21 protein-coding genes are annotated in these 21,948 nt (G+C 37.2%); 16 read left to right on the forward strand and 5 right to left on the reverse strand.

The genetic code is table 11. The features are described from left to right. Nucleotides 1-51 precede the first annotated feature (51 nt). A complete protein-coding gene (locus tag PQ460_RS12345; RefSeq protein WP_274169945.1) occupies nt 52-1,389 on the forward strand; it encodes a dihydrolipoyl dehydrogenase family protein in 1,338 nt (445 codons plus the stop codon). Nucleotides 1,390-1,528: 139 nt separating this feature from the next. On the opposite strand, the gene PQ460_RS12350 is transcribed toward PQ460_RS12345, so the two are convergent. Beyond that, nucleotides 1,529-2,395, reverse strand: coding sequence for a MurR/RpiR family transcriptional regulator (locus tag PQ460_RS12350; RefSeq protein ID WP_274169946.1), 867 nt, complete (start codon nt 2,393-2,395; stop codon nt 1,529-1,531). A gap of 198 nt (nt 2,396-2,593) precedes the next feature. On the opposite strand from PQ460_RS12350, the gene PQ460_RS12355 reads away from it, so the two are divergent. Together PQ460_RS12355 and PQ460_RS12360 are read left to right on the forward strand one after the other, a co-directional pair. Then, on the forward strand, nt 2,594-3,613 hold the full coding sequence (locus tag PQ460_RS12355; RefSeq protein ID WP_273612382.1) for a Gfo/Idh/MocA family oxidoreductase: 1,020 nt from the start codon (nt 2,594-2,596) through the stop codon (nt 3,611-3,613). A 1-nt stretch (nt 3,614) separates the two neighbouring features. Next, nucleotides 3,615-4,601, forward strand: coding sequence for a Gfo/Idh/MocA family protein (locus PQ460_RS12360; protein ID WP_274169947.1), 987 nt, complete (start codon nt 3,615-3,617; stop codon nt 4,599-4,601). A 66-nt stretch (nt 4,602-4,667) separates the two neighbouring features. Here the strand turns inward: PQ460_RS12360 and PQ460_RS12365 are convergent, their stop codons facing one another. Together PQ460_RS12365 and PQ460_RS12370 are read right to left on the reverse strand one after the other, a co-directional pair. Beyond that, nucleotides 4,668-6,185 carry a glycoside hydrolase family 43 protein gene (locus tag PQ460_RS12365; protein ID WP_274169948.1) on the reverse strand — a complete coding sequence of 506 codons (1,518 nt, stop codon included), beginning with the start codon at nt 6,183-6,185 and terminating at the stop codon, nt 4,668-4,670. A gap of 121 nt (nt 6,186-6,306) precedes the next feature. Further along, nucleotides 6,307-7,134, reverse strand: coding sequence for an AraC family transcriptional regulator (locus PQ460_RS12370; protein ID WP_274169949.1), 828 nt, complete (start codon nt 7,132-7,134; stop codon nt 6,307-6,309). 147 nt (nt 7,135-7,281) lie between these two features. On the opposite strand from PQ460_RS12370, the gene PQ460_RS12375 reads away from it, so the two are divergent. From PQ460_RS12375 to PQ460_RS12400, 6 genes are all read left to right on the forward strand, one after another. Beyond that, a complete protein-coding gene (locus PQ460_RS12375; protein WP_274169950.1) occupies nt 7,282-8,052 on the forward strand; it encodes a sugar phosphate isomerase/epimerase family protein in 771 nt (256 codons plus the stop codon). Between the two features lie 59 nt (nt 8,053-8,111). After that, the gene (locus PQ460_RS12380) at nt 8,112-9,131 is read left to right on the forward strand and encodes a Gfo/Idh/MocA family protein (RefSeq protein ID WP_274169951.1); all 1,020 of its coding nucleotides are present in this window, start codon (nt 8,112-8,114) and stop codon (nt 9,129-9,131) included. 395 nt (nt 9,132-9,526) lie between these two features. Next, a complete protein-coding gene (locus PQ460_RS12385; protein WP_274169952.1) occupies nt 9,527-10,228 on the forward strand; it encodes an SDR family oxidoreductase in 702 nt (233 codons plus the stop codon). Nucleotides 10,229-10,323: 95 nt separating this feature from the next. After that, entirely contained in the window at nt 10,324-10,902 is a 579-nt protein-coding gene (locus PQ460_RS12390; protein ID WP_274169953.1) for a TetR/AcrR family transcriptional regulator, read from the forward strand. 207 nt (nt 10,903-11,109) lie between these two features. Further along, the gene (locus PQ460_RS12395; RefSeq protein WP_274169954.1) at nt 11,110-11,847 is read left to right on the forward strand and encodes a carboxymuconolactone decarboxylase family protein; all 738 of its coding nucleotides are present in this window, start codon (nt 11,110-11,112) and stop codon (nt 11,845-11,847) included. A gap of 75 nt (nt 11,848-11,922) precedes the next feature. Then, complete coding sequence (locus PQ460_RS12400) at nt 11,923-12,318, forward strand: cupin domain-containing protein (protein WP_273612373.1); 396 nt, start codon at nt 11,923-11,925, stop codon at nt 12,316-12,318. A 193-nt stretch (nt 12,319-12,511) separates the two neighbouring features. Here the strand turns inward: PQ460_RS12400 and PQ460_RS12405 are convergent, their stop codons facing one another. Beyond that, nucleotides 12,512-13,690, reverse strand: coding sequence for an MFS transporter (locus tag PQ460_RS12405; RefSeq protein WP_274169955.1), 1,179 nt, complete (start codon nt 13,688-13,690; stop codon nt 12,512-12,514). A 214-nt stretch (nt 13,691-13,904) separates the two neighbouring features. On the opposite strand from PQ460_RS12405, the gene PQ460_RS12410 reads away from it, so the two are divergent. From PQ460_RS12410 to PQ460_RS12420, 3 genes are all read left to right on the forward strand, one after another. Then, a complete protein-coding gene (locus tag PQ460_RS12410) occupies nt 13,905-14,456 on the forward strand; it encodes a TetR/AcrR family transcriptional regulator (protein ID WP_274169956.1) in 552 nt (183 codons plus the stop codon). A 592-nt stretch (nt 14,457-15,048) separates the two neighbouring features. Then, a complete protein-coding gene (locus PQ460_RS12415; RefSeq protein ID WP_274169957.1) occupies nt 15,049-15,210 on the forward strand; it encodes a hypothetical protein in 162 nt (53 codons plus the stop codon). Nucleotides 15,211-15,240: 30 nt separating this feature from the next. After that, on the forward strand, nt 15,241-15,396 hold the full coding sequence (locus tag PQ460_RS12420; RefSeq protein WP_274169958.1) for a MarR family transcriptional regulator: 156 nt from the start codon (nt 15,241-15,243) through the stop codon (nt 15,394-15,396). 216 nt (nt 15,397-15,612) lie between these two features. Here the strand turns inward: PQ460_RS12420 and PQ460_RS23540 are convergent, their stop codons facing one another. Then, nucleotides 15,613-15,801 (reverse strand): transposase, encoded by a 189-nt coding sequence (locus PQ460_RS23540; RefSeq protein ID WP_443147155.1) that lies wholly within the window; start codon nt 15,799-15,801, stop codon nt 15,613-15,615. Between the two features lie 95 nt (nt 15,802-15,896). On the opposite strand from PQ460_RS23540, the gene PQ460_RS12425 reads away from it, so the two are divergent. The 4 genes from PQ460_RS12425 (at nt 15,897) to PQ460_RS12440 (ending at nt 21,849) form a co-directional block, all read left to right on the forward strand. Next, a complete protein-coding gene (locus PQ460_RS12425) occupies nt 15,897-17,228 on the forward strand; it encodes an NtaA/DmoA family FMN-dependent monooxygenase (protein WP_274169959.1) in 1,332 nt (443 codons plus the stop codon). Between the two features lie 524 nt (nt 17,229-17,752). After that, nucleotides 17,753-19,282: a glycoside hydrolase family 43 protein gene (locus tag PQ460_RS12430; RefSeq protein ID WP_274169960.1), complete on the forward strand. Its 1,530-nt coding sequence runs from the start codon at nt 17,753-17,755 to the stop codon at nt 19,280-19,282. 105 nt (nt 19,283-19,387) lie between these two features. Beyond that, nucleotides 19,388-20,101: a beta-glucanase gene (gene bglS / locus PQ460_RS12435; protein WP_273612365.1), complete on the forward strand. Its 714-nt coding sequence runs from the start codon at nt 19,388-19,390 to the stop codon at nt 20,099-20,101. Between the two features lie 446 nt (nt 20,102-20,547). Continuing rightward, entirely contained in the window at nt 20,548-21,849 is a 1,302-nt protein-coding gene (locus PQ460_RS12440) for an NCS2 family permease (protein ID WP_274169961.1), read from the forward strand. Nucleotides 21,850-21,948 lie beyond the last annotated feature (99 nt).

The following is a 21,948-nucleotide window of genomic DNA, read 5'->3' on the forward strand; positions in this document are numbered from 1 at the left end:
ATATTTATATTACATTTATTTAGATTACATTCGAAAATGGAGGAATATATAATGAGTAACTTTGATGTTTTATTTATAGGTAGTGGTCAGGGTGCATGGAATGCAGCGATGCCACTTAGTATGTCAGGTCAAAAAATAGCGATTATTGAGCGTAACAAAATTGCGGGTGTATGTACAAACTATGGTTGTAATCCGAAAATTATTTTGGATGGCCCAATCAAAGTTATGGAAGATGCACAAGCATACAACGGAATCGGTATGACAAGTGAAATGAAAATTAACTGGTCTGAACTAATGGCTCACAAAAATAAAGTTCTAGACGCATTACCTGTGATGTTGGAAGAAAATTTCAAAAAAGCAGGCATTGAAGTGATCAAAGGCGAAGCATCTTTTGTAAATGAAAAAACAGTATCTGTGAATGGTCAAGAATACACAGCAGACAAAATTGTGATTGCAAGTGGTCAACGTCCAACACCACTAGATATCCCTGGTCAAGAATACTTAAAAACAAGCAATGAATTTTTATACTTAGAAGATCTTCCCGATCATATCGTATTTGTAGGTGCAGGTTATGTATCTATGGAACTGGCTTCTATCGCTGTCAAAGTAGGAGCGACTGTGCATGTGATTCAATCATCTGATCATATTCTAAATGAGTTCTATCAACCATATGCTCAAAAATTACTTAAAAAGATGCAACAAGACGGAATCCAATTCCATTTCAATGAGAAACTAAGCAAAGTCGAACAACAAGGCGAGCAATTACAGATCACGACAGAAAATGGTCTAACATTAACAACCAAATTAGTTATTAATGCAACAGGCCGCGTACCGAATGTGGAAAATTTGAATCTTGAAGCAGCAGGTGTCGAGTACAACAGTAAAGGTATTGTAGTGGATGAGTATTTACAGACTACCCAAAAAGGCATTTATGCAAGTGGAGATATTCTGGATAAAAAACAACCACGCCTAACACCAACTGCTGTATTTGAAGCAAAATATCTAGCGGCTTCTTTCTTAGGGGCTCAGACTCAAGGGATTGAATATCCACCAATCGCTACGATTGCTTTTACCGTACCTCGGATTGCGCAAATTGGGATAACAGTTGAAGAAGCTGAATCTACCGGACTTACAGTGAAGCCGATCGATTTGGGCAAACAATGGGATTTTGCAGGTCGTAATGAAACCGAAGCTCACTTGACTCTTATCTATGATCAAGAGCAAAAGCTTGTAGGTGCAGCAGCATACAGTCAGGAAGCACTTGAGATTATTAATAGCTTAACTCCTGTTATTACATTAGGTTTAACTTCCAAAGATGTAGACAAACTGATCTATGCGTTCCCTTCTTTTGAAACGATGATTCCAAGATACATGCAAGAAGCTAAATAAATAGAAATAAAATACAAACACCCTTACTGCAATATAGAGTAGGGGTGTTTTTTTGTATATGCGATATGACTATATTCAGATTGAATATGATCGGTACAGTAATGATCTAGATATCATCAATCATATTGCTAGTAACTGTCTAGATATCATCGATCATATCGCTACGATTGAATTTGTGCAGAGATTCTTCGGTGTTCTTCATATGATGCTTATAGTCGATTTTATACATACAACCATAGATCACATTCAGTACATATTCGAGTGCAATCTGGGAAGAAAAAGTTCCAATCTTTGCTAGCTTTACCTCATCATCCGGAAGCTTAATACAAATAGTACTGGATGTAGCTAATTTCCCTTGATGATTCGCTGTAATCGTGACATAAGGAATCTGTTCATGCTGTAGGTAACGAGACACTTTGGTGTAGCTAGGTGAATTGCCATGATACGTTAAAAATAGTGCACAATCACGAGTCGTCACATTCAGTGTATGATGTGCCCATTCTGATAGCTCTGTTGCAATCACAACATACTTATTGATTTTGAATAGTTTATTTTGAAAACTTTTGGCGCGAATCTGTGAATCACCCAAAGCATAGATAAAGATACGTTCAGCTTGATCTAGTAATTGAGCTGTCTGTGCAAGTAACTCGTCCTCGATCAGAGCCAGATTTTTATCAATCGTATTCTTCATAAGATCAGCAATTTCTTTAGCAATCTGTATAGAAGATTCTCCTAGACTAAAAGGATAATTGACATTAACCTCGCTAAATTGATGTTGACTCTGCTCAAATTCGCGTGCTAGAGAAAGACTAAATTCTTTAAACCCAGATAATCCAAGCTTATGCGTTAACCGATTGATTGCAGAATGAGAAGTATAGGTAGCTTTCGCTAGTTCCTGAATAGTGAAAGGTAACATTTTCTCTTGATGAGTCAAAATATAAGTAGCAATACTTTGTTCATTGGTTGTAAATTGTTTCATTTCAGCTAATTGTAAAAGCACTTTCAAAAGATTTCACTCCTATTCCGATACGACAATAACGTTCGAAATCTCTTTGTATTGAACATTTTGTTCAAAGAACACCTTATATTTAGTGTGATTAATCAGCGAATACTGGTCGAATATACCGTTATACAGCTAATCCCTTTACGCTATAGATTCTTTTTTTATAATAAAAGAAATCAAGTGATAAAAGGAGCAATCATCATGTTAACTATTGGCTATATTGGCAATGGAAAAAGTACAAATCGTTATCATTTGCCTTTTTCTATGAATCGCGATTATTTGAATGTCAAAACAATCTACGCACGTCATCTCTATAAAACAGACTGGACTCGAATGGATAATATCCTCTATACCGATGATATCACAAATATACTTCATGATCCTGATATTCAGTTAGTCGTGATCTGCACACATACCGAGTCTCATTATACGTATGCCAAAATGGCACTGGATCATGGCAAACATGTACTTGTCGAAAAACCATTTATGCTGACCAAAGACGAAGCAGATTCTATTTTTCAATATGCTAAAGAAAAGAACTTATTGATTCAATGCTATCAAAATAGACGATATGACTCTGATTTCTTAACGATGCAAAAAGTGATTGCATCCGGCAAATTGGGTGAATTGCTAGAAGTGGAAATGCATTACGATTATTACCGACCAGAGACACCAGAAAGTATAGATCATTTCTCCACCTACCAAAGTTATCTCTACGGACATGGGGTGCATACGATTGATCAGGTGATCTCTTATTTCGGTGAACCTCAGCATATTCATTATGATGTGCGCCAATTACTAGGTACAGGTAGAATGAATGATTATTTTGATTTGGACTTTTATTATGATCGCTTGAAAGTATCTATCAAATCAAGCTTTTTTCGTCTGATAGCTAGACCAAGTTTTGCCGTGTACGGTAAAAAAGGGGTATTTATCAAGCAAACCGAAGATCGACAAGAAGAGCATTTAAAGTTGTTTTATTTACCAAAAGGACATGCTGACTTTGGTATAGATAGACCCGAGCATTACGGTACATTAACTTATATAGATGATCAAGGACAATATCACGAAGAAAAAGTGATCTCTGAGCAAGGAGATTATACACGCATTTATGATGATATATATGAAGCGATTATACATGGCAAAGAAAAACAAATTAAAGATCACCAAACATCAAAAGTGATGGAAATATTAGAAAAAGGGATAAAGGAGTGTTCTTAAAATGAAGTTAGGTATTGTAGGATCAGGAATGATTGTTGAAGATTTACTAAGTTTTATTGGAGCTATTCCAGCGATTCAGTTACAAGCGATCTGTGCGAGAGCCGGTCATGAAGAGAAGTTGGCTCAATGGCAAGATCAATACCATATTAAGAAAGTGTATGTGGACTATGATCAATTAATTGCTGATCAGCAAGTAGACACTATTTATATTGGACTCCCTAATCATCTGCATTATGCTTATGCCAAGCAAGCATTAGAGCAAGGCAAACATGTGATTTGCGAGAAACCTTTTACATCGAATCTACAAGAGTTTCTAGAACTCAAACAACTTGCTACACGTCAACATCGTATCTTAGTAGAAGCAATTTCTAATCAATATCTCAAAAATGTACTCGCTATCCGCGAACAATTACCCAAGCTTGGAGATATCAAAATCGTAGAGTGTAACTACTCGCAATTCTCCTCACGTTACCGCAGATTCAAAAACGGAGAAGTCTTATCTGCATTCAATCCAGCCATGTCAGGTGGAGCATTAATGGATATTAATTTGTACAATATTCATCTTGTCGTGGGTTTATTTGGTCTACCGAAGTCTGTTCATTATCATGCTAATATAGAGCGTGGTATAGATACATCCGGTATATTATTACTGGATTATGATCATTTCAAATGTGTCTGTATTGGTTCTAAAGATACGAGTGCACCGAATCGCACCAATATTCAAGGAGATCAAGGCTATATCTCAATTGCAGGTTCTACTAATATTGTGGATCATTTCGAATATGTAAATGATTCCGAATCGCCTGTACGAATAGATGTCAAAGATCATCCGCATCGTATGTATGATGAGTTTGTAGAATTTGAGCGAATCATCTATGAACAAGATATGCTCAAAGTCTCTGAAATGCTTGAACACAGTGAAAAAGTAATGCATGTGATCCAACAAGCCAAACAATCTGCCGGCTTAGTATTTGGTGCAGATCACTAATGAACACCAAAAGCGCAATGATGTTTGCTATAAGATCGTTGCGCTTTTGATTGTTCTACAGATACACTAAACGTTTTCTCTATCTATTGAATGAAGATATTCACATTTGAAATTTGAAAATGTCGCAGCATGACCTGCTGGATGATTGGTAGCGTATAATCCGATCATCACTCCTGTAAACCCTCCAGCAACTTCTGAAGACAAATACTTGGTCTGAGCAGTGCCTAGTAGTATATCTCGACCTTCAACAGTTACAAAAAAGTGATAACATGTTGGCTCAGCTTTGACCATAATTGAAGCTTTATTACTTGTTAATGCAACTGTCTGCTGTACAGATTTGATATCTTGCGTATTTAATCGTTCAATCACTTCATAATGATCTTTCTGACCGCGTATAGCTAATTCATAATGATGATGTTCATCCATATATAACGTTATGCCTGCTTCTCCATCTATAATTTCTACATCACAAGTGATCACAGCATAGAAATCCTTTTGACGTAACCCGAGAAAGGTCGGAGAAAGAGGTTGATCCAGTGTAATATCAGTCCCTGTTAATATCAGCTTATGATCTTCAAATTGATAGTTTTCAGTCTGTGGAAAGCGAAGGTAACACCAATCTAGCTCCCAATTTGTATTCTCAAATGTATAGATACGTTTTTCCTGCTGAATCACATCGTCAGATATCCGATCTGTCTCAAAGCTAGAGAGTGTAGTCCCATGATACCCGGCAGTAAACCATCCTTCTTCATCAAATGTCACTGGCGTAAGAAATACTTCACGTCCTAGATGATGATATGTAAGCCATTGACCAATCTGACGAAATCCAAGATGATATAACCACCAATTGCCATTATTGTCCTGAATCAGATCGCCATGACCGACAGCTTGTAATTCATAACCACCTAGATTGCGATTAGTTAATACCGGGTTATGTGCATACGCTTCAAATGGGCCAGAAGGGGATATCGAGCGTGCATAGGTTGCCATATGACCATACTCTGTACCGCCTTCAGCCACCAGTAGATAATACCAGTTATTGATTCGGTACATATGAGGACTTTCCAGATAACGTCCACCTGTTCCTTGCCAGATCATACGACTTGGTGTTAATTTCTGACCTGTTCCAATATCGATCTGACATTGGAACACACCTTCGTTCCCATCTACATCGTGTCCATTACTCATAAAGTAAGTGGTGTCATCTTCAAAATACAGATCAGGATCAATACCGCTCTGATCAACAATTATAGGCTCTGACCATTCTCCATAAATATCATCAGTCCAGACAAAAAAGTTCTGACGCGTAGTATCATTAGTTGTGACCATATAGAATCGCCCTCTATGATAACGTAGAGTAGGAGCAAACACTCCACCAGAACTTTGAACCTGATCCAATTGAACTTGAGTCGTACGGGTCAGACAATGGCTAATCTGCTTCCAATTCATCAGATCATGACTTTCAAAGATCGGCACACCGGGAAAATACTGAAATGTACTGGTAGCCAAATAATAAGTATCGCCTACTTTGCAGACACTTGGATCAGGGTAAAAGCCTTTAATAATAGGATTGTTATATTTCATTAATAAGCACCTATGTAAAATGGACAAACAATAACCATCGTACAATTTCCTTTCTAGAGTAATATGACAGACTGATCATAGCATGATTACGCTTTCAAAAAAAGAAGATAAGGCATACACCTTATCTCATACTATTTTCTGTATCATATAGCTTCAATATCGGATTAGACGCTCTGTATTCTACAGGTGACATGCCGAATTGATTGCGGAACACCCGGTGAAAATAAGAGTAACTTGCAAAGCCGCATGTTTCTGCAATATGTTCGAGTGTCATTTCGCTATATTGAATTTGCTCAATCGCAGCTTTAAGACGAATTTCAATCGCATATTGGATCATCGTTTTGCCGTAATGTTCTTTGAACAATTTAACTGCTCTTGAAAGGCTAAGCCCTGCATATCTAGCGGCTTCTTCTAATTTGAAAGTCACTGTAGCATGTTCTTCAATAAACCGCTTTAGCAAAAGAGTCGCTGAACCTTTACGATCCATTTGTACCGTATCGCTAATCGCACGATCGATATACAGACAGAGGCTACGTAACAGTACATCCTCTAATTCAGTATCTTCTTCAGGAAGCCCGCGCCGCTTTTCCAATAACAAATTATGCCATAAGCCGATCAATTTACTTTCTGTTCCAATAGAATATACCGTAGAGCGTGGCTGGCGTTGCCACCATTCATCGATCCAAGTTCCCTGACAGAACAAATAATAATCTCCGCTAGATAATCCATCTTTTTTAGCCGGTTCTTGCACAACAAGATGATAATCATCACCAGGTTTGAGTAGCAGTAAATCTCCACTTTTTAATACATAACGATTTCCGCAGGTGAATGCTTCACAACTGCCCTCTGTTTGTAAGCGAAAAATGTAATGTTGTAGTCCATTTTTTATTTGATGATTAAATGCTTTGTAATGATATGAATGATCACAGATCAAAAGAGATGTGTCCAAAATAATCCCCCTAGCCAAAAGTTGAGCAAATAGTTCATGTTTTTACGATATTGTGTATGTTCATTTTAGCGTGTCTTGTTCTAAAATAATAGATGAAAGATAACTCTTACACATAGAATAAAAATAATCCAAAGAGGTGCTTTTGAAATGACAACATTAAATATTGGTCTGCAATTATTTACACTTCGCGATGAGACAGCTAAAGATTTCCCGGCAACATTACGTAAAGTGGCTGAACTTGGTTATCAAGGTGTAGAATTTGCAGGTTATGGAGATATTCCCGCAGAAGAAATGAAGGCGCTTTTAGACGAACTTGGACTCAAAGGATTCAGTAGCCATGTTCCTTTACAATCTATGCGCGATAATTTGCAAAAAGAGATCGATTACCTAAAAGTGATCGGTGCACAGTATATGATCTGTCCTTATATTATGCCAGAAGATCGTCCGCAAAGCAGTGAAGCATGGGGCGCTTTATTTACAGAGTTGCAACAATTTGGCGCAGAAGCTAGCAAACAAGGACTTACTTTTGGTTATCACAACCATGATTTTGAATTCCACGGTGCATTCAAAGATACTAACGCTTTTGATGGTATGTTTGCAGAAACGACTCCGGAAGCAGTTCAAGTTGAAATGGACGTATGTTGGGTACAATTTGCAGGACAAGATCCGTTAGAATATATTCAAAAATATGCAGGACGTTTACCACTTCTTCACCTCAAAGACTTTGACAAAGATGAGCAAGGTCAAATGAAAACATTAGAATTAGGACAAGGTATTGTCAACTTGCCACAAGTGATCGAACAAGCAGGTAAAGCAGGCGTACAATGGCTGATCGTGGAACAAGATGTGTGTCAGAATCCTCCACTTGAAAGCGTGTCCAACAGCTATAACTGGCTTAAACAAAATTACTTAAATTAATTGTATCTATTTCATACACATACATTCAATCGATACCCAATCAAAGGAGACTATTATTCATGAACAAGATTAAAGTAGCTGTATTCGGTTGCGGAGCTATTGCTCAGCGCAGACATATTCCAGAATATGCAGAAAATGAACAAGTAGAATTGGTCGCTTTTGCTGATCCTAACCTAGAACGCGCACAAGAAATGGTTGACCTGTATGGCGGTAAAGCCTATGCAAGCTACGAAGAAATTCTAGCGAATGAAGAGATCGATGCGGTAAGCGTCTGTACACCGAACTACTTGCATGCTCCTATGACCATTGCAGCAGCAAATGCAGGTAAACATGTATTGGTTGAAAAGCCTATGGCGTGTTCGATTGAAGAAGCAGAGCAAATGATCGAAGCAGCTCAAAAAAATAACGTATACTTGATGGTAGGTCATAACCAACGTCTAATGCCTCCTCATGTAAAAGCAAAAGAAATTTTGGATTCAGGCAAACTAGGTAAAGTCTTAACATTCCGCACATCTTTCGGACATCCTGGTCCTGAAGCTTGGAGTGTAGATGGAGCAGATAGCTGGTTTTTCCGTAAAGAAGAAGCGATTATGGGTGCAATGGGCGATTTAGGTGTACACAAATCTGACTTTATTCGTTATTTGTTAAATGATGAAGTAGCTGATGTCGCTAGCTTTATCGGTACTTTGCACAAAGAAGGTACAGAAGTAGACGATAACGCTACTTGCTTGTTACGTATGAAGAGCGGTGCGATTGGTACACTGGTAGCAAGCTGGACACAGTACAAAGGTGGAGACAACAGTACTATCTTGTGGTGTGAAAACGGTGTAATGAAAATCGGAACAGTTCATGGTAACGAAGTCATTGTAGAATTAACAGACGGAACTGTAGAAACGTATGAAGTAGGTATGATGTCTACCAATGAAAAACAAGTTCCTAGTGGTGTTATTGATGCATTTGTAGAGTCTATTACTACGAACACTCCTCCTACAATTTCGGGCGAAGAAGGTTTACGTGCGGTTAAGGTAATTTTGGGTGCTTTTGAATCGCAAAAAACAGGACGTGTCGTACAATTGTAATGGTTTAGCAAATAGTGCATGTGACTTGAACACGCATTATAACGATCTGTATATAATAAGTGGAAAGATCGTAACTTCTTTATCGAAGCTACGGTCTTTTTTCTATGCCTCTATATTTTTGCATGTATCTATAATGACATGATTATGTATAAATTTGTTTCTATTACATTCAACAAGAATACAAGCATGTTCACCGTACAACTTCTAAAACAGAAAGTCATTAAAACAAATTAAAAATAATAGTTGACTGATCGTTCTCAAATAAACTATACTTTATTCATCGGGAACGATCATTCTCGAAAGGTTACATGTTGGATCATTAATAAGCTATTGAGTAAGACATTATTTTTTTGACCATTTAAGAACGATCATTCTAAATTAGGAGTAGTGAAAACATGGACATTTCAAAACAAGTAGTTATTATTAGTGGTGCTAATCGAGGTTTGGGTAAGCAATTAGCTCTTGAGCTTTTATCAAGAGGAGCTAAAGTCTATGCAGGTGCAAGAAAGCCAGAATCTGTCGATCTACCGGGAGCTATTCCAGTACAATTGGATATCACTGATCCTCATTCTGTGATGGCAGCAACTGAAATCGCAAGTGATGCCACTGTTTTGATTAATAATGCAGGTACAGCAACAGGAGCTTCTTTACTTACAGGAAATTTAGACGATATTCATTTGGAATTTAACACTCATCTGTTCGGTACCCTTTCTATGGTTCGTGCATTTGCACCGATTATTGAAAAAAATGGTGGAGGTTCTATTCTAAATATCTTATCTGTATTGTCTTGGGTTAGTATAGGGCAAGAAGGAGCATATACGGCTGCCAAAGCTGCTGCATGGGGATTAACCAATGTGTTACGGCTTGAATTAGCTCCTAAAAATATCAAAGTAGCTGGATTACATGTAGGCTTTATGGATACAGATATGATGGCTGGTTCTGATGCACCTAAATCTGCTCCAGAAGATATCGCTAAAATCGCTGTAGATGGAATCGAAGCTGACCATTATGAGATTCTTGGTGATGAGATCAGCCAACAAGTACAACAAGGTCTTGCTGGTGGTATTCCTGCTCTATATCCGCAACTATTTCAATAAAAGTAGAGTCATAATTGATAGATATATTTAACGTTTGAATCTTTCTTTACTTAACGTTCTCAATATGTTACATTTTTCGTATTGGGGGGAGTTTTGTGTCCAGAAGCAAAGAATTTGACGTGAATGAAGTATTAGATAAAGCTATGATTCTTTTTTGGGATCAAGGTTACGAGAAAACATCGATGAGTGATCTAGTCACACATATGGGTATTCATCGTAGAAGTTTATATGATACATTTGGTGATAAACACTCACTATTTCTACAGGCGATCACTCGTTATATGGACAAAGTAAAAGCGAATCTTACGAGTGAAATCAAGCCATCCAAAACGGCTACAGAAGCATTGTATTCTCTTTTTCAATTTATGATTTCAGATAAAGAAGATTTGCCATCCGGTTGCTTAGTAGTTAATTCAGTAACAGAACTGGCGGCACGCGATGCAGAGGTAAATGCCAAATCTATCGAATCATTTGAAGGAATCGAAGATATGTTTGAACAAATTATTTTATGGGGTCAACAGGACGGAGAATTTACTTCAAAGCAGAGCGCTAAAGAACTAGCCAAATATCTGCATACGGTGTCTATCGGTATACGAGTCATGGGAAGATCTTCTGTAGATAAAGCCCAATTATCACATACGATAGATGTCTCTATAAACTTATTAAAAAGCTAATATCATATAGAAATAGATGTAAAGTCGCTCATGTAGCGGCTTTTTTTTACGTTATAGAGTTCTTGGAGTTTACTTCTAATGGCTGTAAGAGAATCAGGCAATCATTTAAGATAATCAGGATATTAGAATAACGATCTTATGAGTCATAATAGTCATATAGGGCAAGACACCCTGACGTACACCATTCCAAAGAAAGGATGTAGATACATGTATAATCATGACAAGACATTTCCCAATGATCGCTTACCATTAACGCAAACAGATCCTGACTTTATTGAACGTTTCGATCATTTTGTATTACATGAAGTCGCGAATCAAGATGATCTGGATGATCGTACTCGAATGATGGCTATTGTCGCTACATTAATCGGATGTCAGGGCATCGATGAATTCCAAGTTATACTTCCCGTAGCGCTTCACGCTGGTGTAACGGCTGTCGAAGTGAAGGAAATCGTATATCAGTCTGTAGCTTATCTCGGCATAGGACGTGTGTTACCTTTCTTACATGCTACTAATGATATGTTGACTGTACAAGGTGTAGAATTGCCTTTACCTTCTCAATCGACAACGACTATAGCTAACCGTTTAACAGCAGGGATTCAAGCACAGGTAGATATTTTTGGTAATCAGATGCAAGATTTCTGGAAATCGGGTGCAGAAGAAACCAGACATATAAATGAGTGGCTAGCGGCTAATTGCTTTGGTGATTATTATACTCGAACAGGTCTAGACCATTTGCAACGAGAAATGATTACATTTTGCTTTTTGTCTGCACAAGGCGGTTGTGAACCTCAATTAACCAGCCATGCGGTCGCTAATATTAGGCTAGGTCAGGATAAGCATTTTCTGATTAAGATCATTTCTCAGTGTCTGCCTTATATCGGGTATCCGCGAAGTCTGAATGCACTGCGTTGTGTAGAGGAAGCCGCCCAGCAATCAAAATAGTCAGATCGATGATTCGTTTAAGGTATTTTATTGTAACTAATACATAAGCTTATCAAAAGAAAGTAGGGATATATTATGGAAAACGAACAATTACAAAACAGTACTATTTTTCCTTTGGGTGAGAAAGTAAAAGCTAACTTTGTAGGGGATGCTTATTTGCAAATGATTTTCACTGATGCTACTCCTTTAAATACAGCGATTGGTAATGTGACATTCGCTCCTGGTGCTCGTAATAACTGGCATTCTCATCATGTAGGTCAAGTGTTGTTAGTCACTGGTGGCAAAGGATGGTATCAAGCTGAAGGACAGCCTGCTCAAGCTCTTCAGACAGGGGATGTTGTCAATATTCCAGCTAATGTGAAACACTGGCATGGCGCAACAAAAGACAGCTGGTTTGTTCATTTAGCGATGACTCCGGGAGAAACAGATTGGCTTGAACCGGTAGAAGATGAATGGTTCGATCATTTATAATATTAATGAAATATTAACAACGCATTTCAAAAAAAGATTGATATAAAACAGTCGATACCAGCTACCATCCAAGTAAACTAAAACTAAAAAAAGCTAGTAGAGTCACTCATACAGAGGGCTTTACTAGCTTTTTGATATGAATTATATGAATCGTTACTTAATCATAGTTAAGTTGATAGATTTGCAAACTTATTTATAAAGAAACAGCAATTAGCTTATCATTCTTGCTAATAGCATTTCTAAATAATAGCATTACTAGACTAATGATTAAGGATAGAATGCCTACAAATACGATATAGGATGTATTAAATCCTGCTAACAATAACCCTCCTCCGGCTGCACCAATCGTTGTGCCTAAATTACAAGCAGATATAAATAAGCCATTAGCAAAATCAGGTGCTTCAGGCGCTGTCGTAGCAATCAGGTATTGATTGATATTTGCCATCATTCCTCCGGCTAAGATTCCCCATACCAAAGCAATCATCATTATAGCTAAGGTGGATTGACCTGCTACAAACATGATCAGGTAGACAACTCCTAATAACAAAGGAAAACCAAATATAGTCTGAGTGGTACGCGATGTTAGCAATCGTCCTGATACGATATTTCCGATTATATTAGCACCACCGAAAATAAATAACGTAGCACTGATCAAACTGGGAGCCATATGTGTAACTGTAATTAGATAGTCTGCAAAATAACTATAAACACCAAAAATAGATGCATTCAAAAAAATAACAGCCATTATAGAAATCCATAATACAGGTTTGACCATAACAGATAGTTGTTTACGATAAGAAAGCTTTTTGACAACAGGCATCGAAGGGATAAAGAATAAAGTAGCTACAAATATGCTCGCATTGATCACAACAAAAAAGGCCATAGCCATCTGTAGCGAAAAGACTGTATTGATCAGACTAACTATTGGTACACCTGCTACCATTCCAGCAGACACACCTATAAAGACTTTACTTACAGCTTTAGGCATTTCCTGTTCACTTACTGAAGAAGCAGCGACTGTAAATGCTAACGAACAATAAATAGGATGAAAAAAAGCAGGCAAAATCCGAGCAATCAACAGCACTGTAAAATCAGTAGTCAATAGCGATACTGTATTGCTTATAACAAACACGCCTAACACCAGTAACATTACATATTTCCGATTAATAGCTGAGAAAATTAATGGCATCGTCGGCCCTGAGATAGATACGATCAAAGCAAATAAACTGACCAACAGTCCTGCTTTGGTCACACTCACATTAAAATGCTCTGCTATAGAGGGCAGTATGCCAATCACGCCCATCTCGGTATTGATGATACCAAATACACCGATCGTAAGTATGATGAGCAGTAAACGATTTCCTTTATTCATAGTCCGACTCCTATCTTTATCCCGTACGTTTATTCTAAAAGCTATATTTTTAGATGGGGATACTACAATTGATGTTTTTACAACAACTGTCTATAATTTATAACTGGAGTAGATCTATTACAAGATATGCAAATCGTTAATTTCACTCTGGATGATGTTTATACGACAATTTTATAAATATTGTTGATAATAAATAAGGATGTGTAGAACCCACATGGTAAAAGTAGATCGAAGAGTGTTAAGAACTCAGGAAGCGATAAAAAAAGCATTTTTAGAATTAATGTCAGAAAAGAAATTTGATAGTATTACGATTCAAGATATAGCTGATCGAGCGAATATCAATCGTGCAACAGTATATCTTCATTATCTAGATAAATTCGATCTGATCGATAAGATTATTGAGGAACATATTGTAAATATGTCTGAGATCTGCGAGACAGAAGCTGAACTGGATTGGTTCGAATCTACGGTACTTTGTATAGAGTATTTGGAAGAAAATTATTTGTTCTTTTCGACTATGCTAGCTAGTGAAGGAGCTTCTTTTTTCCGCAATCAATTTGTTCAGCATAATATTAAAGAATTCAAAAAAGATATTGATATTACTAAAGGTAGAAATAAAGGGCAGAATGAAGAAGTTGTCGCTGAATTTGTAGCTAATGCATATGTAGGCGTCGTAGAGTGGTGGATCAAAAATGAAATGCCTTACACACCTAAAGAAATGGCAGAAAAATTAGGAGATTTATTAGAGCGAGTAGTAGAATCTTAGAAGTATAGTGTAAGCCATATGATGAATACAGTAGTACCAAAAAGAAAAACGACTACACATTGGAGTCGTTTTTTTGTTTTAGTTATTTTAGTTGTGACTAATGAATGACTTGATTTCGTTTGAGTAATCCCCATAATTGATTGGAAATCTCATCAGGCGATTGTGGCATCTGATTGACAATCCACCATTCAATCGTTCCTAACTTGTAAAAAAGATATGTAGATAAAATTAAGTCGTGAGAAAAACTTTTTAGCTAAAATGAAATATGATAATTATGTATAAATTTTAATTTTATACCATACAAAAAAGCATGGCTAAAAGAACAAATCAGCTACGAGTTGTTCTTTGTTTGGATATGAAGCACTGTGACTAGCTCTCCGCTAAAAACAATTTTTCTAACTAATGGCCATCCCAAGCTTCAGGTCAAAAGGTTTCGATCCTGTGCGATGCCTACTTTTTCGGTCACTTTAGATCAATTGGAACGGTCAAACGGCAAATATTTATTAGCATGCTAAGGAATTCTGTTGACAGCTAAATTCTCTCATGATAAATTTAGTGTGCTAAATATATTTTGGGTAGTGGAGGTTTAGCAGTGAATAATCAAATTGATTGCGATATTCGTCAATTATTAGATAAAATCTCATCTCGAATGTATAGAGATTATAACGAAAGTTTGAGAGAACTTAATCTCTATGTAGGTCAAGATAATTTGTTTTTTCGCTTGTTTTCAGGGGATGGGATTACCCAGAAGTAACTATGTGAACATTTAAAATGTGAGCCTCCTATGGTGACAAATATGGTTAAATCGTTGGAGCAAAATGGATTTGTACATCGTAAACGGGATGAACAAGATGCAAGATTAATGCGAATCTATCTTACAGAGGAAGAACGCTTATTTTTAAAAGAATTGATGATTCGAATGGAGAAAAATTTATTTTGATTTTTCTTTAAATTAATATTTAGCCCGCTAATTTTTTTGTTTTCATGGAGAAAATTTAGTGAGAAAATGCAACCGACAGTTTTGGTGTATGACTTTTAAGAAAATACTTAGTGGGCTAAATAATGATAGAGTTTCTTAAATTATTTGTTATACGAATTTTTAAATTTGTTTTCATTATAAGAGCGATACAAATGGTTTCAGGATATGGGGGAGAATTCAGCGCTTGGCGGATACCAGGTAGGGCAAATCCCGCCAAGCTGCTCCGGTACGCGCGACCCAAAGTACCGCATTCAGTCGATGTCTACGATCTTTCGAAGGTCGTCCTCCTTGTGTTTTTCGGGCAGGTAGCAGAAAAGGCTTGATAGCGTTCCATCCTTCATCGATTAAATCGTATCGTCGTCCCATGTCTTTAATTTGACAGATTTGAGAGGGTTCTTGAAGTTTGTTTACAGGGCTTAGCAAGTAGATACCATATGAAAATAAATTAGGAGGATTTATTTATGTCTGAAAAAAAACAAATGTTACTTGGTTTAGGATTTACAGGGGCATACGGTGCAAATGCTAAAGCTTGGAAAAGTGAAGGTGTCAATGTGACTACTTATCCAGATATTAATGCAGATATTCGATATGCTCAACTTGCTGAAAAAGGTAAATTTCAATTTCTATTTGTAGGTGATTTCCCTGGAGCAATACCCGATGATAACAGGGAGGTGCCAGCGATGACGCTTGAACCTATCATTACTGCCACTGCAATATTACAACAAACAAAACACATTGGTGTGGCGTCAACTGTACATACTCAGTGGAATAATCCTTTTACTTTAGCACGTCAATTTAAAGGGATAGATTTAATGAGTGGTGGACGTATTGCTTGGAATGCGGTTACGGGATCAAGTCCAAAGGTAGCAGAAAACTTTGGTGTAAAACTAATGGATAGTAGATCACGTTATGAAAGTCATTATGAGTTCGTAGAAACTGTACAGCACTTATGGGCAACATGGGGAAAAGATGCTCTAAAAGCTGATAAAGAAACCGGTATATTTGCGGATTATAGCCAAGTAAAACCTGTCCATATATCTGGTAAATATATACAGTCAATTGGAGCCTTGCCAATTCCACCTTCACCACAAGGACAACCGGTCATCTTTCACTCTGGTGGATCTCCAAATAGTATTGAATTTGCAGGACGCTATGCGAGTGTAATGATTGGTGAAGTATGGACGAGAGAACAAGGTATTGCTACAAGAAATGCACTACGCCAGGTTGCGATAGACGCGGGTCGAAATCCAGATGAGATTAAATTTATCGCAGGACTCATGCCGATTGTTGCGAATTCTAAACGCGAAGCAATAGATCGTCACGCAAGTTTTATGGATGAAAATATAGTACAACAACGTGCATTTCATATCGGAATGGTACTAGGAATCAGCTTAACTCCTGAAGATTTAGAACGCCCGATCGCACCAGAACTTTTAGACAAAGTAAAAATCGGCGCTTACTCTGATCCTCGTGCCGAGAATGTTTTAAAGGTGGCGCGTGAAGGTTGGACATTACGCGATATCATTTATCATTCTGTGATTGATTACCATCCTGCAACATTAGGTGATGCAAAAGAAACTGCAGATTACCTAACTGAAATGTTTGAAAGTGGCGCAGCAGACGGCTTTTGGATACTCCCAGATGCTTATGAAACCGACTTTAAACGTTTTGTAGAAGAAGTGGTTCCTATCTTACAGGAACGTGGTTTATTCCATGAAGATTATAATGGAGATACATTAAGAGAAAATCTTGGTGTGCCTTATCAATATGGTGTAGATAAACGATTATCTTAATAGAATTCATATAGAGCACAGGCTGATAATGGCCTTTGCTTCTTTGAGTGGATATTTTATCTGATTACAGTATTCAATATCATGATCTTTATATACATCAAAATGGAAAATGGCTCATTAAAGAGCGTAAAGAATACATGATCATGGTCGAAGCTAGACCGCTACAAGCTTAAAAAAAAGAGCCGATGAATTCCTTCATTGGCTCTTTCTGTTGTTAATCTATCTGATCTATTGGCGATAGCGTTATTATTATATGTCAGAATGTTGTTATATTACAGAGGTCATGTTATGATAATTTCGGATAAAACATTATTTTCAATTAAATACATATTTATACTTTTATTCAGGTATCACTGATGCCATAAGACGTTGGTAATTATTTTTTTTAATCGATTATGTAAGCGTTAACATTTTGTGTTTTTGTATGATTATTTTTCTTGTAAGTACAAATCTGAGTCTATTCTCTATCTCTAAAATAATGGATAGCTCAGTTTTATACTATATAAAACTATGGAGGTACGCAGATGAGTAGAAAATGTTTGGCTTTGTTTCTTTCCTTCGCTTTATTGTTCAGTATTTTCTCTACAGTAAGTGTTGATGCTGCTAATCGACCATTAGCCAAGCTTCCGGGGAATTCGAATCCTTTGATGGATCACAAACTTGGAGCTGATCCGTATTCATTGGTTTATAACGGAAGAGTGTATATTTACATGTCTAGCGATACTTATGTGTATAACAGTGATGGATCAATCAAAGAAAATGATTTTAGCTCACTCGATCGTATTCAAGTGATCTCTTCAGCAGATATGGTGAATTGGACGGATCATGGAACAGTACCGGTTGCCGGAGCTAATAACAAAAACGGTGGAAAAGGGATCGCTAAATGGGCTGGCAATTCATGGGCTCCAGCAGTTGCCACTAAGAAAATAAATGGTAAAGATAAATTCTTTTTATATTTTGCTAATGGCGGAGCAGGAATCGGTGTCTTAACAGCTGATACTCCAATTGGACCTTGGACAGATCCACTCGGCAAAGCTTTGGTGACTCAAAGTACACCGGGTATGGCAGGAGTCACATGGCTTTTCGATCCAGCTGTTCTTGTGAATGATGATGGTAATGGATATTTGTATAGCGGAGGCGGAATCCCTAACGAATCTAACCCTGCTTCTATTGCCAATCCGAAAACAGCCAGAGTGATCAAATTAGGAGCAGATATGATTAGTGTGAATGGAAGTGCGACTACTATTGATGCTCCTTATATGTTTGAAGATTCGGGTATTCATAAATACAACGGAAAATATTATTATTCCTACTGCATCAATTTTGCAGGTACACATCCTGCACAATATCCAGCAGGTGAGATCGGTTATATGGTAAGTGATAATCCGATGGGGCCTTTTACGTACAAAGGTCATTTCCTCAAAAATCCGTATAATTTCTTTGGTGTAGGTGGTAACAACCATCATGCTGTATTTAATTTTAAAAATGAATGGTATGTCGTGTACCATGCGCAAACGGTCAGTAAAGCTCAAATTGGCACAGGCAAAGGTTATCGTTCACCGCATATCAATAAGTTAGTTCATAACGGAGATGGCAGTATTGCTGAAGTACAAGCAAATATGACTGGAGTCTCTCAATTATCGAATATCAATCCTTATACAAGAGTAGAAGCAGAGACAATTGGATGGCAAGCTGGAATTGCTACAGAACCAACCCAAGCAAGCGGTGGGCCGATTAGCAATCTTAATGTAACGAATATTAACAATGGTGATTGGGTGGCTGTAGGTAGAGCGGATTTTGGTTCAAGTGGAGCCAAGTCGTTCAAAGCTAATGTAGCTGCTACTAGCGGTGGAAATATTGAAGTGCGACTGGATAGTGATACTGGTCCATTGGTAGGTACATTGAAAGTAACTTCGACTGGAGGGATGCAGAACTGGAAAGAAATGCAGACAACGATCAATAATGTAACTGGTGTTCATAATGTATATCTTGTATTTACAGGATCAGGCAATGCTAATCTGTTCAATCTAGATTACTGGCAGTTTGGTTCTTAATATGTAAGTAACATTGTAACGATGGAATGACTAGGAAATGATCTGTAAAAGAGTAAACATCATTTTATAGTATTGCTTTTATCTCATACTCAGATGGAGGTATTTATGAAAAAGAAATCTTGGGTCACATTAGTAGCTACAGGTATTATCTCGCTGTTTGTATCAGTCAGTGCTTTTGCAGGAACTGTATTTTGGGAGCCATTAACGTATTTTAATGCAAGCACATGGCAAAAAGCAGATGGCTACTCTAATGGAGATATGTTCAATTGTACATGGCGTGCCAACAACGCTAATTTTACAAGTGATGGTAAGCTTAGATTGGGTCTAACCAGTTCAGCGACAAATAAATTTGACTGTGCAGAATACCGCTCAACCAACAAATATAAGTACGGCTTGTATGAAGTCAGTATGAAACCTGCCAAAAACACAGGTATTGTTTCTTCTTTCTTCACGTATACAGGACCTACAGATGGTACACCTTGGGATGAGATCGATATTGAATTTTTAGGTAAAGATACGACTAAAGTACAATTGAACTATTATACCAATGGTGTAGGAAATCATGAGAAAGTTATCAATCTGGGCTTTGATGCTTCGCAAGGTTTCCATACGTATGCTTTCGATTGGCAGCCTAATTCAATCAAATGGTATGTTGATGGCGTGCTCAAACATACAGCAACAACCAATATTCCAACCAATGCAGGTAAAATTATGATGAATATCTGGAATGGCAAAGGAGTAGACGATTGGTTAGGTTCTTATAATGGAGCGAATCCATTGTATGCAGAATATGATTGGGTGAGATATACAAGTAATTAATAATATTCTTACAACTAATACTAACGATAATAAAACAAAAGACAGCCTAAAAGGGCTGTCTTTTTACTTCTTTGCACTATATAGATTTCTGTAGTCATATATGATCAGAATATTCTAGCAACAGAAGGGATACTGTAAAATAAAGCAATAAATAATGAATAGAATACTTGAAATAAAAACGAATAAAAAACCAAAAAATAAATAGATAGTTCGTAATTAAAGACATAAAGAACAATATTTCATTGACAATATACGTTATATTCATTAAAATTCGAAATGGACGTCAGATTTAAAACGAATTATAAATATAATTGCCTTGATTTTATTCATAAGCCTATGTGTTAAATCCTTATGACTATTATAGGAGTACAACTCATATCATCCTATAAAAGAATTAGGATTTTTTAGCGTTTATGAATAGATACGGAGTGGAGGATGGCTTTACCATGGATAACTGGTTCAAACTCAAAGAAAGAGGCACCACCGTTTCAACAGAAATTATTGCAGGCTTAACTACATTTTTTACGATGGTCTATATCGTTATCGTAAATCCGGGAATACTCAGTAGTACGGGTATGGATTTTAACGGGGTATTTATTGCTACGATTCTAGCAAGTATTGTAGCAACTCTGATTATGGGATTATGGTCTAATTATCCGATTGTGTTAGCACCGGGTATGGGTCTGAATGCATTTTTTGCCTATAGTGTTGTCGGTGGGTATGGTGTAACCTGGCAAGTTGCTTTAGGCGCAGTATTTATCGCAGGGATTTTGTTTATTATTTTATCGGTGACTTCATTCCGTTATATGTTGCTGGATGCAATTCCGGCAAGTTTGAAGCATGCGATTACCGCGGGAATCGGGCTTTTTATTACCACAGTGGGTTTACAGAACTCTGGTATTATTATCGCTTCTGAATCCAATCTAATTACGATTGGTAATTTGACAGAGCCAATGACGTATCTAACGATTATTGGATTACTGATCACTGTCGTTCTGATGGCTTATAATGTAAAAGGATATCTCTTCATAGGTATGGTCGTTACCGCTATTCTTGCTTGGATTTTAGGATTGTTCCAATTGCCTGCATCGATTATGGCTATGCCACAAGGGCTTTCTACAACCGCTTTCCAACTGGATCTAGCAGGAGTATTCTCAAATGGTCTATATACAATCATATTCACATTCTTATTAATTACTTTATTTGATACTACAGGAACCATGCTTGGTGTTGCTGAACAAGCAGGGCTACTTAACAAAGATGGCAAATTCCCGCGGTCTCGTGGTGCGCTACTAGCAGATGCAGTAGGAACGACAACAGGTTCTTTACTTGGAACGAGTCCAACTTCTGCTTATATCGAGTCTAGTACAGGTGTTGCTGCTGGCGGTCGAACAGGGCTAACGGCGATTACAGTCAGTGTTCTACTTGCACTTACATTATTCTTTGCACCTATTGTCAGTGTATTATCCGGTATTTCAGCGATCACTTCACCGGCATTGATTATTGTGGGTTACTTTATGATCAGCGTAATTAACAAAATTGACTGGAAAGATCTCGAAGTAGCATTTCCAGCTTTCTTAATTATTATTTTAATGCCATTAACACACAGTATTGCAACAGGGATTGGTTTTGGTTTTATTTTCTATCCGTTGCTCAAGCTTCTTCGTGGTAAAGGTAAAGAAGTTCATCCGATTTTCTATATTTTTGCAGTGTTATTCTTGATTCAGCTTGTATTTCTGGATCACTAACATATCGCTTCTGATTAAGAAGAGGGCGGTCTATTATAGATCGTTCTCTTTTTGGTATTTACAGATATATGATTAGCGTACATCAAAGTAATGCCAAGT

Origin of the sequence: Paenibacillus sp. KACC 21273, assembly GCF_028736095.1 — a bacterium.
Taxonomy (GTDB): Bacteria; Bacillota; Bacilli; order Paenibacillales; family Paenibacillaceae; genus Saccharibacillus; species Saccharibacillus kyungheensis.